Here is a 14763-nt window from a genome sequence, read left to right as displayed (position 1 = left end):
GGCCGCGCGCCGGAGGCGCCGGTCACGCGAAACGTCAACACCCGGTGGCGATTCGTGATGTCATTGGGGAATGGCAACCCCCGACAACACGAGCGCCGCGGCCACGCTCATCCGCGACTTCGTCACCACCGGTGACACCCTGGCCGACCGAGCGGACCTGGCCCGCTTCCTGCGCGAACACCGACTGATCCCGGAAAGCGCCATTCCCATCACCCTCGCCGACTTCGACGAGGCGCTCGCCCTGCGCGACGGCATGCGCGCCCAGTTGCGCGCGGCCGCGGGCGAGAGCGCGGACGCCGAGGCGATCGCGCGGGCCCAGCGGGTCCTGGACGGGCTCCGGGTGACCGTCCGGCTCAACCCCGGTGAGGCGGCGCTGTCCCCGCTGGCGCCCGCCGTGGTCGACGAGGTCCGCCGGGGCCTGGCCCGGATCGCCGGGGCGTGGGCGGCGGTCCTGGCCACCGGCGAGTGGCGGCGGATCACCGCGGCCTGAACGCCGCACACGGCTGCGGCCCACCCCCGACGGGGGTGGGCCGCAGCCGTGTGCGCGGCGGAAGACGGTCAGGAACCGCCTCTGCGGCGCCGCAGGTAGCGTTCGAACTCGCGGGCGATGGCCTCGCCGGAGGCCTCGGGAAGTTCGGAGGCGTCCTTGGCCTCCTCCAGGCTGCGCACGTATCCCGCGATGTCGGAGTCCTGGGCGGCGAGTTCGTCGACACCGCGCTCCCAGGCGCGCGCGTCCTCGGGCAGCTCTCCCAGCCGCACCGTGAGGTCCAGGGTGTCCTCGACCCGGCGGACCAGCGCCAGCGTCGCCTTGGGGCTGGGCGGCTGGGCCACGTAGTGGGGTACGGCCGCCCACAGGGAGACCGTCTCCAGACCGGCGGCGCTGAACGCCTCGTGCAGCACGCCGATGATCCCGGTCGGTCCCTCGTAGGTGGTCGGCTCCAGGCTCACCGCCCCGGCCAACTCCGGGTGGGAGAACACGCCCGTGACCGGAACCGGCCGCGTGTGCGGCACGTCGGCGAGCAGCGCCCCCAGCAGGACCACCCGCCGCACGCCCAGCTCGCGGGCCACCGACAGCAGGTCGCTGGCGAAGCCGCGCCAGCGCATGCTGGGTTCGGCGCCCCGCACCAGCACCACGTCCCGGCCGCCGGGGGAGCGGGCCACGGACACGTCCACGCCGGGCCAGTGGATGCCCTGGCTGACACCGTCCACCGTGGTGACCCGGGGGCGGGTGACCTGGAAGTCGTAGTAGTCCTCCGAGTCCAGGGAGACCAGCTCCGTGGAGCCCCAGATGTCGGCCAGGTGGTCGATCACGGCGCTGGCCGCCTCACCGGCGTCGTTCCAGCCCTCGAACGCGGCCACCATCACGGGCTCGACCAGCTCCGAGACGCTGTCGAGCTCAGGCACAGGCCGCCTCCTTCAGTCATCGGGATCCTGGGTGTCGGATCGTCGTCGACCTTCGACACCACTGCTGGAACCACCATATGTTCAATCGCGCCGTCGCCGTAGGGGCAAAGCGAACAAACCGGTGATCCGGCGGTGAGCGTGCCGGGTCGGTCACCCGTACCCGCCGGGGGACGGCTCGGTCCCGGCGGGGGAAACGGACGGCGATGTGGATCACGCCACACCCGGCGGACCCGGGGGCGAAAGCGGGCAGAGGGGCGTAACCACGGTGCGCTATCGTCGAACACACTGGCAGTGCCGTCGGGAGTGGTGCCCCGGCGTCCCGCCGCCCAACCGTCCCAGCGCGGTGGCCGTCTCCGGCTCCGCGCCGCCGTCAACTCGAAGTCAAAGGTCTATGAGCACTCGACTCTCCTTCCGTGAGGCCCTCGGTTCCCGCGTCATCGTCGCCGACGGGGGGATGGGCACCATGCTCCAGGCGCACGACCTGAGCCTGGACGACTTCCAGGGCCATGAGGGATGCAACGAGATCCTCAACATCACCCGACCCGACGTGGTGCGGTCGATCCACGAGGCGTACCTGCGGGTGGGCGTCGACTGCGTGGAGACCAACACCTTCGGCGCGAACTTCGGCAACCTCGGCGAGTACGGCATCACCGACCGCACCTACGAGCTCGCCGAGGCCGGGGCGCGGCTGGCCCGCGAGGCCGCCGACGCCCACAGCACGGCCGACCAGGCCCGCTACGTCCTCGGGTCGGTCGGTCCCGGCACGAAGCTGCCCACGCTCGGGCACGCCCCCTACGCCCTGCTGCGCGACCACTACGAGCAGTGCGCGCGCGGGCTCATCGACGGCGGGGCCGACGCGATCCTCGTCGAGACCTGCCAGGACCTGCTGCAGACCAAGGCCGCCGTGGTCGGCGCGCGGCGCGCCCGCCGCGCCGCGGGAACCGACACCCCGGTCATCGTCCAGGTCACCATCGAGACCACCGGCACGATGCTGGTGGGCTCCGAGATCGGCGCCGCGCTCACCGCCCTGGAGCCGCTGGGCGTCGACGCGATCGGCCTGAACTGCGCCACCGGACCGGCCGAGATGAGCGAGCACCTGCGCTACCTCGCCCACCACTCCCGGGTCCCGATCACCTGCATGCCCAACGCGGGCCTGCCCGAGCTGGGCGCGGACGGGGCCGTCTACCCGCTGCGGCCGCACGAGTTGGCCGACGCCCACGACACCTTCGTCCGCGAGTTCGGCCTGTCCCTGGTGGGCGGCTGCTGCGGCACCACGCCCGAGCACCTCAGGCAGGTGGTCGAGCGGGTGCGGGGCCGCGGCGTCGTCGAACGCAGGCCGCTCGCCGAGCCCGCGGCGGCCTCCGTCTACCAGAGCGTGCCGTTCCGGCAGGACACCAGCTACCTGGCCATCGGCGAACGCACCAACGCCAACGGCTCCAAGGCGTTCCGCGAGGCCATGCTCGACGAACGCTACGACGACTGCGTCGAGATCGCCCGCGACCAGATCCGCGACGGCGCGCACATGCTCGACCTGTGCGTCGACTACGTCGGCCGCGACGGGGTGCGCGACATGCGGGAGCTGGCCTCCCGGCTGGCCACCGCCTCCACCCTGCCCCTGGTGCTCGACTCCACCGAGGTCGCCGTACTGGAGGCCGGGCTGGAGATGATCGGCGGACGCGCGGTCCTCAACTCCGTCAACTACGAGGACGGCGACGGCCCCGACTCCCGCTTCGCCAGGGTCGCCTCGCTGGCCGCCGAGCACGGCGCCGCCCTGATCGCGCTGACCATCGACGAGGAGGGGCAGGCGCGCACCGCGGCCAAGAAGGTCGAGGTCGCCGAGCGGATCATCGCCCAGCTCACCGGCGAGTACGGCATCCGCGAGTCCGACATCCTCGTCGACTGCCTGACCTTCACCATCGCCACCGGCCAGGAGGAGTCCTACCGCGACGCCCTGGAGACCGTGGAGGCCATCCGCGAGCTGAAGCGGCGCCACCCCGACGTGCAGACCGTGCTGGGCGTCTCCAACGTCTCCTTCGGGCTCAACCCGGCCGCGCGCATGGTGCTCAACTCGGTGTTCCTGCACGAGTGCGTCCAGGCCGGGCTGGACGCCGCGATCGTGCACGCCTCCAAGATCCTGCCGATGAACCGCATCCCCGAGGAGCAGCGGCGGGTGGCCCTCGACATGGTCTACGACCGCCGCACCGGCGACTACGACCCGCTGCAGCGGTTCCTGGAGCTGTTCGAGGGCGTCGACGCCCAGCAGCTGCGCGCCTCCCGGGCCGAGGAGCTGGCCGCGCTGCCGCTGTGGGAGCGCCTGGAGCGGCGCATCGTCGACGGCGAGATGGCCGGGATGGAGGCCGACCTCGACGAGGCGCTGGCCCAGCGCCCCGCGCTCGACATCGTCAACGACACGCTGCTGGCGGGCATGAAGACCGTCGGCGAGCTGTTCGGGTCCGGGCAGATGCAGCTGCCGTTCGTGCTGAAGTCGGCCGAGGTGATGAAGGCCGCCGTGGCCTACCTGGAACCGCACATGGACAGGGTCGAGGGCGACGAGGGCAAGGGCCGCATCGTGCTGGCCACCGTCAAGGGCGACGTGCACGACATCGGCAAGAACCTCGTCGACATCATCCTGTCCAACAACGGCTACGAGGTCGTCAACCTGGGCATCAAGCAGCCCGTCTCGGCGATCCTGGACGCCGCCGAGGAGCACCGCGCCGACGTCATCGGCATGTCCGGTCTGCTGGTGAAGTCCACGGTGGTCATGCGGGAGAACCTGGAGGAGATGAACGCCCGCGGGATCGCCGAGCGCTACCCGGTGCTGCTGGGCGGGGCGGCGCTGACCCGCTCCTACGTGGAACAGGACCTGGCCGAGATCTTCAAGGGCGAGGTGCGCTACGCCCGCGACGCCTTCGAGGGGCTGCGGCTGATGGACGCCGTCATGGCCGTCAAGCGCGGCGTGGAGGGCGCCGAACTGCCGCCGCTGCGGCGCCGCCGGGTCAGCGGGGCGAAGCTCGCCGTCACCGAGCCCGAGCAGATGCCCGCGCGCAGCGACGTGGCCACCGACAACCCGGTCCCCACGCCGCCGTTCTGGGGCGACCGCATCAGCAAGGGCGTCCCGCTGGCCGACTACGCGGCCTTCCTCGACGAACGCGCCACCTTCATGGGCCAGTGGGGGCTGAAGGGCTCGCGCGGCGACGGCCCCGGCTACGAGGAGCTGGTCGAGACCGAGGGGCGGCCGCGGCTGCGCATGTGGCTGGACCGCATCCAGACCGAGGGGCTGCTGGAGGCGGCGGTCGTCTACGGCTACTACCGCTGCTACAGCGAGGGCGACGACCTGGTGGTCCTGGACGACGACGGAGCCGAACGCACCCGGTTCACCTTCCCGAGGCAGCGCCGCGACCGGCACCTGTGCCTGGCCGACTTCTTCCGCCCCAAGGAGTCCGGGGAGCTCGACACGGTGGCCTTCCAGGTGGTCACCGTCGGGTCGGCGATCAGCCGGGCCACCGCCGAGCTGTTCGAGAAGAACGCCTACCGCGACTACCTGGAGCTGCACGGACTGTCGGTGCAGCTCACCGAGGCGCTCGCGGAGTACTGGCACACCCGGGTGCGCGCCGAGCTCGGCTACGCCGGTGAGGACCCCGCCGACCTGGACGCCTTCTTCAGGCTGGGCTACCGGGGCGCGCGGTTCTCCCTGGGCTACGGGGCCTGCCCCGACCTGGAGGACCGCGCCAAGATCGTGGAGCTGCTGCGTCCCGAGCGCGTCGGCGTGACGTTGTCCGAGGAGTTCCAACTTGTTCCCGAGCAGTCCACCGACGCGATCGTCGTTCATCACCCGGAGGCGAAATACTTCAACGTCTGACGGTGTTCTCCCCGCCGGCTGGGCGGGGCCCGGCGGCCGTCCGCCGGGGGTGACGTGCCGCAGACCGCCCCTTCCGTCCTGTCCGCACGAGTCCGCCTCCTCCCCTGAGCCGGGGGGCGGAGGCGTCCACGGAGGTGTCCTATGGCCGCTGAGACCCCGCAGGCCGTCCTGTTCGACATGGACGGCACGCTGATCGACACCGAGCAGATGTGGGCGGCCAGCGAGGCGGAGGTCGCGGCGGCGTTCGGCCACGAGTGGACCGCCGAGGACCAGCGGCACTGCCTCGGCGGCTCCGCGCCGATGGTGGCCTCCCACATCGCCGGGTGCACGGGGGCGCGCACCTCCGAGACCGAGATCGTCGCCATGCTGTACGCGGCCATGGAGCGGCGGCTGGCCGAGGGCGCTCCGGTGCGGCCCGGCGCCAAGGAGCTGCTCGCCGAGTTGGACGCGGAGGGCGTGCCCATGGCGCTGGTCACCTCGACCTACCGGTCGATGGTGGCCGCCTCGCTGCGCTGTGTGGGCGACCACTGCTTCACCGTCTCGGTCGCCGGGGACGAGGTGTCCCGCAACAAGCCGCATCCCGAGCCCTACCTCAAGGCCGCGCGGCTGCTGGGCGTCGATCCGCGCCACTGCGTGGCGGTGGAGGACTCCCCCACGGGGGTGGCCTCGGCGCAGGCGGCGGGGTGTGTCGTGGTCGCGGTGCCCCACCTGGTGCCCATCCCCGCGGCCGAGCGGCGGCACGTGGTGCCCTCCCTGGAGGCCGTCGACGCGGCCTGGCTGCGCCGCGCGGCCCGGTCCTGAATCCCCGAAACCGGCGGAAAGTCCGCATAGGGAGCCTCCACTAGGGGAGAAACCCGATGTGGGAACACCGATCGCGGAGTGAGACTGGGACCATGCCGACACAGATGCCGTTCGAAGGTCTGCTGCTGGGCGCCGCACTCACCGTGGTGGGGCTGATCGTCTCGTGGGTGGTGTGGCGTCGCCGGGGCGCCTCCGCGGGGCTGCGCGCCGTGGCGTGGTCGCTGCTGCCGCTGGCGTTCGGTCTCATCGGACTCATCGAGATCCTGGCGTCGCTGGTCGCCCAGTTGGTGCGGTTCTTCGTCGGACTGGTGCTCGACCCCCTCGCCTGGGCCGGGGTGGCGGTGGCCGGTCTCGCGGTGGTGCTGTGGATCACCGGCCGCCTGATGCGGAGGCGCGCAGGCAGGTCCGCCAAGTCCTCCGCCACCGAGCCCGGGGCCGCGGCGGACCGCCGGGCCGCGCCCGCCGTGGGGGAGGGCGCCGGGCAGAAGAAGGCACCGGCGGGTGCCGACGACGACTTCGCCGAGATCGAGGAACTGCTGCGCAGGCGCGGGATCGGCTGACCGCCGCGGCCCGCCCCGCTCCGTCCGACAACGCGCTCCGCCCGTCCCGCAGGGGACGGGCGGAGTTTCGTGTGGGGCGCCGGAAGCCGGGGGAGGAGGGGCTCCCCGGGGTGTGGGCCACCGGCCGCCGCGCCCCCGCCGTCGCGCGCCACGGGTCGCCGAGCCCCGTGGCGCGCGACGGCCGCTTTGCCGCCCTCCCGGAGCGGCTCGCCCCGGTCCGCCTCCCCGGAGGACCCCGCTCCGCCACCGATTATTGACTTTAAGTGAACTTAATAACACTTTCTGTAACATCAATGATGGGTGACGGATGGGTAGTGCTCGGATCACGATTGTGGTACCAATTCCAGAATTGGACGATTTGCCAGTTACTGGGGAGTATTTTTAGCGAAGTGCGTCACCAGGCGCACGCAGATTCCCGGTTGCGTCAGAACTTCCTGATCTGGTCGACGGAACCGGGGAACGGACGCGAACCGCACCGCGGTTCCGGTCCGACCGCGGCACCGGACGAACCGTCCGGCCGAAGTCGCAGCCACAAGCGCGAGGAACGGGGGAGTGGTGGCATGACCGCGCCTTTGGACACGCCCGGGTCGACACAGCATGCCGAACCCGAGGCGGTCACCCAGGGGACCCGCGACACCGCGAGCCGCTCCCTCACCCAGATCGCCTGGCGGCGGCTGCGCAGGGACCCGGTCGCCCTGGGCGGAGGAGTCTTCGTCGCCCTGCTGATCCTGGTCGCCGTCTTCGCCCCGCTGCTGACGCAGTGGTTCGGCCACCCGCCCAACCAGTTCCACTACGACCTCATCGATCCGGCCACCCAGGGCGTCCTCAAGGACCCCGACGACCCGTGGAGCGGCATCGACCCGACCGGCGGCATGAGCGCCGAGCACCCGCTGGGCCTGGAACCGGTCAACGGGCGGGACCTGTTCAGCCGGATCGTCTACGGCGCGCGCATCTCGCTGCTGGTGGCCTTCCTGGCCACCCTGCTGTGCGTCCTCATCGGCACGGTCCTCGGCATCGTCGCCGGCTACTTCGGCGGCTGGATCGACACCGTCATCAGCCGCACGATGGACATCTTCCTGGCCTTCCCGCTGCTGCTGTTCGCGATCGCGCTGACCGGGGTGGTCCCCGACAACGCGTTCGGCCTGAACGACAACTCCCTGCGCGTGGCCGTGCTGGTGTTCATCATCGGCTTCTTCAGCTGGCCCTACATCGGCCGGATCGTGCGGGGACAGACCCTCACGCTCCGCGAACGCGAGTTCGTCGAGGCCGCGCGCAGCGTGGGAGCGGGCACCGGCCACATCCTGTTCCGCGAGATCCTGCCCAACCTGGTGGCGCCGATCCTGGTCTACGCGACACTGCTGATCCCCACCAACATCCTCTTCGAGGCGGCCCTGTCCTTCCTCGGGGTCGGCATCAACCCGCCCACCCCCACCTGGGGCGGGATGCTCTCCGAGTCACTGGACTACTACACGGTCGCGCCGCACTTCGTGATCATCCCCGGCCTCGCGATCTTCGTCACGGTGCTCGCCTTCAACCTCTTCGGCGACGGACTGCGCGACGCCTTCGACCCACGCTCCTCCGACTGACGCGCGCCGCCCCGGCGACCACGCGCACCCGCACGGCGGCTCCGCCGCCACCCGTAATGAGAAAGGGAACCCAGTGAAGAGACGTGTCATGGGATTCGTCGCGTTCGGCGCGGCGGCCACCCTCCTGCTCAGCGCCTGCGGAGGCGATGACGGGACCGGAGGGGGCGGCGGCAGCGGTGCGTCCTTCGACCAGGGCAGCACCGAGGTCGTCAACCCCTCCGACGCCACCGGCGGCACCCTGCGCTACGCCATCTCCGCCAACATGGAGAGCACCGACCCGGGCAACACCTACTACGGCTACGTCTGGAACTTCAGCCGCTACTACGCCCGCACCCTGCTGACCTACTCCCCGGTCCCCGGCGAGGAGTCCAGCGAGCTGGTCGCCGACCTGGCCGCGGACCTGCCCGAGGTCAGCGACGACGGCACCGAGTGGACCGTCAGGCTCAAGGAGGGCCTCAGGTACGAGGACGGCACCGAGATCGTCGCCGAGGACATCAAGTACGCCATCGCGCGCAGCAACTTCGGCGACCAGGCGCTGCCCAACGGCCCCAAGTACTTCCAGCAGTTGCTGGACGCCGACGACTACGAGGGCCCCTACGGCCGCGACGGCGACCCGCTGGAGGGCTTCGACGCCGTCGAGACCCCCGACGACCACACCCTGGTCTTCCACCTCAAGGAGCCGTTCGCGGACTTCCCCTACGTCCTGGGCCAGCCGCAGACCGCCCCGGTCCCCGCCGAGGCCGACAGGGGCGAGCAGTACCAGACCCGCGTCGTCTCCTCCGGCCCGTACCGGTTCGAGGACGACTACACCCCCGGCGACGGCCTCGTCCTGGTCCGCAACGAGGAGTGGGACGCCGAGAGCGACCCCGTGCGCACCGCGCTGCCCGACCGCATCACCGTCGAGGAGGGCGTCGACCAGAACGAGATCGACCAGCGCCTCGTCAACGGTGAACTCGACGTCGACCTGGCCGGCACCGGCCTGGGCCCGGCGATGAAGGGCCAGCTGGTCAGCGACGAGGACGCCCGCGACAACCTCGACAACCCGACCACCGGCGCGCACTTCTACATCGCCGTCAACACCAAGGTCGAGCCGCTGGACGACCTCGCCTGCCGCCAGGCCATCCAGTACGCGGTCGGCCGCGAGGGCATCCAGCGCGCCTACGGCGGCGAACTGGGCGGCGACATCGCCACCCAGGTGCTGCCCCCGGGCATCCCCGGCGCCGACTCCTCCCTCGACCCCTACGAGGCCGCCTCCGGCGAGGCCAGCCTGGACAAGGCGCAGGAGAAGCTGGAGGAGTGCGGCCACCCCGACGGCTTCGACGTCAACATCGGCGTGCGCTCCGACCGCCCCGCCGAGGTCGACGCGGTCGAGGCGGTCCAGCAGAGCCTGGCCGAGGCCGGGATCCGGGCCGAGATCAAGGGCTTCCCGTCCGACACCTTCACCAACACCCAGGCCGGCTCCCCCGACTTCGTCGCCGAGAACGAACTGGGACTCAACTACTACGGCTGGATGGCGGACTGGCCCTCCGGCTACGGCTACATGAGCTCCATCCTCGACGGCGACGCCATCAAGGACGCGGGCAACTCCAACATCTCCGAGCTGGACGACCCCGAGGTCAACGCGCTGTTCGACGAGGTCGTCCGGGTGGAGGACCCCGAGGAGCAGGCGGAGATCTACGCCGAGATCGACCGGCTGGTCATGGAGAACGCCGCCATCCTGCCGGGCGTCTTCCAGAAGTCGGTCCTCTACCGGCCGGACAACCTGACCAACGTCTACTTCAACCCGAGCTGGCACATGTACGACTACATGACCCTCGGCACCACCGACACCGAGTAGACGCCACCTTCGACCAGTTGCGGGAAGGCAGGTGAAGGCGCGGGGCCGGACGGGACCCACAGCACCCGTCCGGCCCCGACGCCGACCGCGATGCTGAAATACATCCTTCGGCGCCTGGGCGCGAGCGTGGTCCTGCTCCTCGTGGTGACCCTGATGACCTTCGTCATCTTCTACGTGGTCCCGAGGCTGGCCGGGCGGACCACCGAGCAGTTGGCCACCATGTACGTGGGCAGGGCCCCCACCGAGGCGGCGATCCAGGCCACGATCGACCGGCTCAACCTGGACCAGCCCCTGGTCCTGCAGTTCTGGGAGTTCGTCAAGGGCATCGTCGTCGGAGCCGAGTACACCTTCGGCAACGACGTCGTGCAGTGCTCCGCGCCCTGCTTCGGCTACTCCTTCCAGACCTACCAGGAGGTCTTCCCGGCGATCGTGGACCGGCTCCCGGTCACCTTCTCGCTGGGGCTGGGCGCGGCCGTCCTCTGGCTCCTCGGCGGCGTCGCCGTGGGCGTCGTCTCGGCGGTCAAGCGGGGAAGCGTCTTCGACCGGATCTCGATGGGACTGGCCCTGGCCGCGGTGTCCCTGCCCATCTTCTTCACCGGCCAGCTCGCCCTGGCCTTCCTGGTGCACGACTGGGACCTCTTCCCCAACGCCAGGTACACCCCGTTCACCGAGGACCCGCTCGCCTGGGCCTCCGGGCTGCTGCTGCCCTGGCTCACCCTGGCCTTCCTGCACGCCGCGCAGTACGCGCGCCAGACCCGCGCGGGCATGCTGGAGACGATGGGCGAGGACTACATCCGCACCGCCCGGGCCAAGGGGCTCAGGGAGAGCCGGGTCGTCCTCAAACACGGACTGCGCCCCACCCTGACCCCGATCCTGACCATCTTCGGGCTGGACATCGGACTGGTGCTCGGCGGCGCGGTGCTGACCGAGCAGGTGTACTCGCTCAACGGCATCGGACGCTACGCGGTCACCGCGATCGTGCAGAGCGACCTGCCCGTCATCCTCGGCGTCACCCTGTTCGGCGCGTTCTTCGTCGTCCTGTGCAACCTGGCCGTGGACCTGCTCTACCCCCTGGTCGACCCCAGGGTGCGCACGGCCCGCTGACGCCCGCGGGCCCTGCGACCGCGACCCTCTTTCCGGCCCGCCGCGGCGGGACATCCGAGCCGAAGGAAGACCTGGCAATGAGCACTCCGGGAACCGGGAACGAAGGCGGCGGCCGTCCCGTCGTCTCCGTGCGCGACCTCTCCATCACCTTCCCGACCGCCGACGGCGACGTCCACGCGGTGCGGGGACTCTCCTTCGAGGTCCCCGAGGGCGGAGCGCTGGGCATCGTGGGCGAGTCCGGTTCCGGCAAGAGCGTCACCTCGCTCGCGCTGATGGGACTGCACCGCGGCACCAGGGCGCGGATCACCGGCGAACTCGTCGTCGCCGGAACCGACGTGGTCGCCGCCGACGACGCGACCGTCCGCGCCATGCGCGGCAACGACATCGCGATGGTCTTCCAGGACCCGATGTCGGCGCTGCACCCGCAGTACACCATCGGCAACCAGCTCGTCGAGGCCTACCGCACCCACCGCCCCGGGGCGTCCGCGGCCGAGGCCAGGGCCCGCGCCGTGGAGGTGCTGGAGCGGGTCGGCATCCCCGAGCCGGCCCGGCGGGTCAACTCCTACCCGCACGAGTTCTCCGGCGGCATGCGCCAGCGCGTCCTCATCGCGATGGGGCTGGTCTGCGAGCCGAAGGTGCTGCTGGCCGACGAGCCCACCACGGCGCTGGACGTGACCGTGCAGGCGCAGATCCTCGACCTGCTCGACGACCTGCGCCGCGACCTGGGCATGTCGCTCATCCTGGTCAGCCACGACCTCGCGGTCGTCGCCGGATCGGTGGACGAGGTCCTGGTGATGCAGAAGGGCGTCGCCGTGGAGCGCGGCGACGTGCGCCAGGTGCTCGGCGCCCCCCGGCACCCCTACACCGGGCAACTGCTCGCCGCCGTCCCCCGCGTCGAGGTCTCCCGCGCCCAGCGCCGCGCCCAGTTGCGCGCCGAACGCGGGACCCGGGGCGGCGCCGCGCCCGCCCGGCCGGCCGCGGCGGAGCGGCCCGGTCCCGCCGACGGGCAGGAGCCGCTGCTGAGCGTGCGTGACGTGCGCCAGAGGTTCCGGATCCGCGGCGGCCTGTTCGGGCACGCCACCGACTTCTACGCGGTCGACGGCGTCTCCTTCGACCTGTACCGGGGCGAGACGCTGGGCGTCGTGGGCGAGTCCGGGTCGGGCAAGAGCACGCTCTCGCGCATGGTGATGCGGCTGCTGGAACCCACCGAGGGGTCGGTCGTGTTCCAGGGCCGCGACATCACCCACCTGCCGGAGCGGAAGCTGCGTCCGTTGCGCCGCGACGTCCAGATGGTCTTCCAGAACCCGTACTCCTCGCTGAACCCGCGCATGACCGTCGGCGAGAGCATCGGCGCCCCGCTGCGCATCCAGGGCGAGCGCGACACCCGGCTGATCCGCTCCCGGGTCCAGGAGCTGCTGGAACGCGTCGGACTGGAGCCCTCCCACTACAACCGCTTCCCGCACGCCTTCTCCGGGGGGCAGCGGCAGCGCATCGCCATCGCCCGCGCGCTGATCCTGCGCCCCAAGCTGGTGATCTGCGACGAGCCGGTTTCGGCGCTGGACGTCTCCACCCAGGACCAGGTGCTGCGGCTGCTGGCGCAACTGCAGGAGGACTTCGACCTGACGCTGATCTTCGTGGCGCACGACCTCGCGGTGGTCCGCCAGATCAGCGACCGGGTGGTGGTCATGCGCAAGGGCAGGATCGTGGAGACCGGCGACAGCGACGAGGTCTACGAAAACCCCCGGCACCCCTACACCCGGCAGTTGCTGGCCGCCGCCCCGGTCCTCGACCCCGACGAGGCCCGGGCGCACCGCGCCGAACGCCGCCGCCTGCGCGGCCGGGCCGAACCGGAGGTCGTCTGAGAGGGCTCAGTATCACGACCGGGAAGTCGGGCGGGCGAGGTGTTCCGCTCCGGGCGGACCACCACGGGGTGGCGCAGGAGTGGGGAGGCGCCCCGGCGCCGACCCACCCGCGCCCCCGCAACCCCGTGGTCGCCCACCCCGACACCCCTCCGGAACGCCCCGCCGCCTCTCCCGACTCCCCGGCGCTGGGCTCAGTACCCGCCCCGGGTGCGGTGGGCGGCCTGGCGGCCGCGGCGGCCCGCTCCCACGAGGCCGCCGCTGGAGAAGGCGCGCACCAGTTCGCCGCCCAGGGTCGCCCCCGCGCCCAGGGCCAGCCCGACCGCGACCGCCTCGCCGAGACTCGCCACACCGGTCAGCGGATCACCCGTGCTCATCTGGATCAGCCCCCGGTACAGGATGCTTCCCGGCAGCAGTGGGGCGATGGACGGAACGATGAAGGTCAACGCCGGCCGCCGGGTGCGCCGGGCCAGCCAGTGCCCGATCACCCCGATCGCGACCGCGCCCGCCGCCGTGCCCACCACGGGGGGCAGCGCCAGCGCCTCGCGCACCCCCGCGTAGCACAGCCAGATCAGCACTCCCATGACGCCGATCGGGGGGAGCGTGCGCACCGGCACCACGAGGGAGATCCCGAAGGCGACCGCGATCCCGGCCGCGCCCGCCAGCACCGCGGGCTCCATCGAGGTGCCCGCCGAGGGCAGGTTGTCCAGGTCGACGTAGACCCCCAGACGGATCGCGGTGTAGGCGACCGCGCTCACCCCCGTGACGATCGCGCCCAGGGTGAAGAAGACCTCCAGCAGTCGGGCGGAGGACGACACGTAGGCGCCGCTGATGCCGTCCTGCAGACTGGAGACCAGGGGGCGCCCCGGAAGCAGCGCCATGATGCTGCCGGTGATCACCGCGTTCGCGCGAAGTCCCAGGTCCAGTTCGCCGCTGACCCACAGCAGCCCCATGCCGGTGCTGGCGGCCAGCAGCGCGGCCACGGCCATCTGGTAGAACTCGGCGACGCCGCGCGCGGCCAGCCAGACCGCGGCCCGGTCGCCCAGGACGGTGGCGGCGAACGCCGTGGCGGCCACGACGAAGCCACCGCCCATCATGACACTGGCGCTGCTGGCGATCAGTCCGAACCCCGCGACCAGCATCCACCGCGGATACGGCGGGCGGGCGCGCTTGACGGCGCGCAGCCGCGCGATCGCCCCCTCCAGTTCGATGAGCCCGAGCGCGGCGTCCTGGACCAGCGAGTGCAGTTCACTGACCTTGTGGTAGTCGAGGGTGCGGCGGCGTACCACCCGCTCCCCGGTGACCGGGAGCCGGTCGCCGCCGGGGTGGCAGGACAGTGTGATGCCGGTGAAGGTCACCGAGACCTCGCTGCGCGGCAGTCCGAAGGCCACCGCCAGGCTCAGCATCGCGTCGTTGACCGTCTCGGTCGCCTCCCCGCTGGCCAGCAGCAGTTCCCCCACCCGCAGCACCAGGTCCATGGCGCGCGGATCGGGGCTCGGCGCCAACTCCTCGTCGAACTCCTCGGCGGCCGAGTCGGCGTCGCGGACGATGCGCCGGTCGCGCAACCGGGTCAACAGAGCGGGGGAACGCGGTGCGCCGGACCGTCGCTGTGGCTGGCTCATCGCGGACGCTCACCTCCTTCGGCGAGACTGTGCCCGGCGGCATGCGCTTCACCCCCGAGACTCGGTTATCCGATCATGGGATGTAGCGGTTCCACGGGCAGGAGGAGACGGCGGACAGGGGGGCGTGGAGA

At 71.6% G+C, this 14763-nt stretch carries 10 protein-coding genes; 8 read left to right on the top strand and 2 right to left on the bottom strand.

The features are described from left to right. Positions 1 to 70: 70 nt before the first annotated feature. A complete protein-coding gene (locus NI17_RS11230; RefSeq protein WP_068690812.1) occupies positions 71 to 490 on the top strand; it encodes an ABATE domain-containing protein in 420 nt (139 codons plus the stop codon). Positions 491 to 558: 68 nt separating this feature from the next. Here the strand turns inward: NI17_RS11230 and NI17_RS11225 are convergent, their stop codons facing one another. Beyond that, positions 559 to 1404, bottom strand: a complete 846-nt coding sequence (locus tag NI17_RS11225) for a PAC2 family protein (RefSeq protein ID WP_119267625.1) — start codon at positions 1402 to 1404, stop codon at positions 559 to 561. A gap of 391 nt (positions 1405 to 1795) precedes the next feature. Between NI17_RS11225 and metH the strand changes: the two genes are divergently transcribed. From metH to NI17_RS11190, 7 genes are all read left to right on the top strand, one after another. After that, complete coding sequence (gene metH / locus NI17_RS11220; RefSeq protein WP_119267624.1) at positions 1796 to 5263, top strand: methionine synthase; 3468 nt, start codon at positions 1796 to 1798, stop codon at positions 5261 to 5263. A gap of 141 nt (positions 5264 to 5404) precedes the next feature. Next, complete coding sequence (locus NI17_RS11215) at positions 5405 to 6064, top strand: HAD family hydrolase (RefSeq protein WP_119267623.1); 660 nt, start codon at positions 5405 to 5407, stop codon at positions 6062 to 6064. Between the two features lie 92 nt (positions 6065 to 6156). Continuing rightward, positions 6157 to 6624 carry a cellulose synthase gene (locus NI17_RS11210; RefSeq protein WP_068690814.1) on the top strand — a complete coding sequence of 156 codons (468 nt, stop codon included), beginning with the start codon at positions 6157 to 6159 and terminating at the stop codon, positions 6622 to 6624. 560 nt (positions 6625 to 7184) lie between these two features. Then, positions 7185 to 8210 carry an ABC transporter permease gene (locus tag NI17_RS11205; protein WP_068690815.1) on the top strand — a complete coding sequence of 342 codons (1026 nt, stop codon included), beginning with the start codon at positions 7185 to 7187 and terminating at the stop codon, positions 8208 to 8210. Between the two features lie 73 nt (positions 8211 to 8283). Continuing rightward, the gene (locus NI17_RS11200) at positions 8284 to 10047 is read left to right on the top strand and encodes an ABC transporter substrate-binding protein (RefSeq protein ID WP_068690817.1); all 1764 of its coding nucleotides are present in this window, start codon (positions 8284 to 8286) and stop codon (positions 10045 to 10047) included. A gap of 90 nt (positions 10048 to 10137) precedes the next feature. Continuing rightward, on the top strand, positions 10138 to 11151 hold the full coding sequence (locus NI17_RS11195; RefSeq protein WP_068690819.1) for an ABC transporter permease: 1014 nt from the start codon (positions 10138 to 10140) through the stop codon (positions 11149 to 11151). Between the two features lie 77 nt (positions 11152 to 11228). Further along, positions 11229 to 13013 (top strand): ABC transporter ATP-binding protein, encoded by a 1785-nt coding sequence (locus NI17_RS11190; protein ID WP_068690822.1) that lies wholly within the window; start codon positions 11229 to 11231, stop codon positions 13011 to 13013. A gap of 191 nt (positions 13014 to 13204) precedes the next feature. Here NI17_RS11190 and NI17_RS11185 read toward each other — a convergent pair whose 3' ends face one another. Beyond that, positions 13205 to 14632 carry a threonine/serine exporter family protein gene (locus tag NI17_RS11185; protein WP_068690824.1) on the bottom strand — a complete coding sequence of 476 codons (1428 nt, stop codon included), beginning with the start codon at positions 14630 to 14632 and terminating at the stop codon, positions 13205 to 13207. Positions 14633 to 14763 lie beyond the last annotated feature (131 nt).

Origin of the sequence: Thermobifida halotolerans (assembly GCF_003574835.2) — a bacterium.
Taxonomy (GTDB): domain Bacteria; phylum Actinomycetota; class Actinomycetes; order Streptosporangiales; family Streptosporangiaceae; genus Thermobifida; species Thermobifida halotolerans.
The sequence above is the reverse complement of the archived record's forward strand: the minus strand, read 5'-3'. Positions and strand labels throughout refer to the sequence as shown.

Coding starts and splice junctions, on each gene's coding strand:
- NI17_RS11230 (WP_068690812.1), top strand. CDS start 71: ATGGCAACCCCCGACAACACGAGCGCCGCGGCCACGCTCATCCGCGAC.
- metH (WP_119267624.1), top strand. CDS start 1,796: ATGAGCACTCGACTCTCCTTCCGTGAGGCCCTCGGTTCCCGCGTCATC.
- NI17_RS11215 (WP_119267623.1), top strand. CDS start 5,405: ATGGCCGCTGAGACCCCGCAGGCCGTCCTGTTCGACATGGACGGCACG.
- NI17_RS11210 (WP_068690814.1), top strand. CDS start 6,157: ATGCCGACACAGATGCCGTTCGAAGGTCTGCTGCTGGGCGCCGCACTC.
- NI17_RS11205 (WP_068690815.1), top strand. CDS start 7,185: ATGACCGCGCCTTTGGACACGCCCGGGTCGACACAGCATGCCGAACCC.
- NI17_RS11195 (WP_068690819.1), top strand. CDS start 10,138: ATGCTGAAATACATCCTTCGGCGCCTGGGCGCGAGCGTGGTCCTGCTC.
- NI17_RS11190 (WP_068690822.1), top strand. CDS start 11,229: ATGAGCACTCCGGGAACCGGGAACGAAGGCGGCGGCCGTCCCGTCGTC.
- NI17_RS11185 (WP_068690824.1), bottom strand. CDS start 14,632: ATGAGCCAGCCACAGCGACGGTCCGGCGCACCGCGTTCCCCCGCTCTG.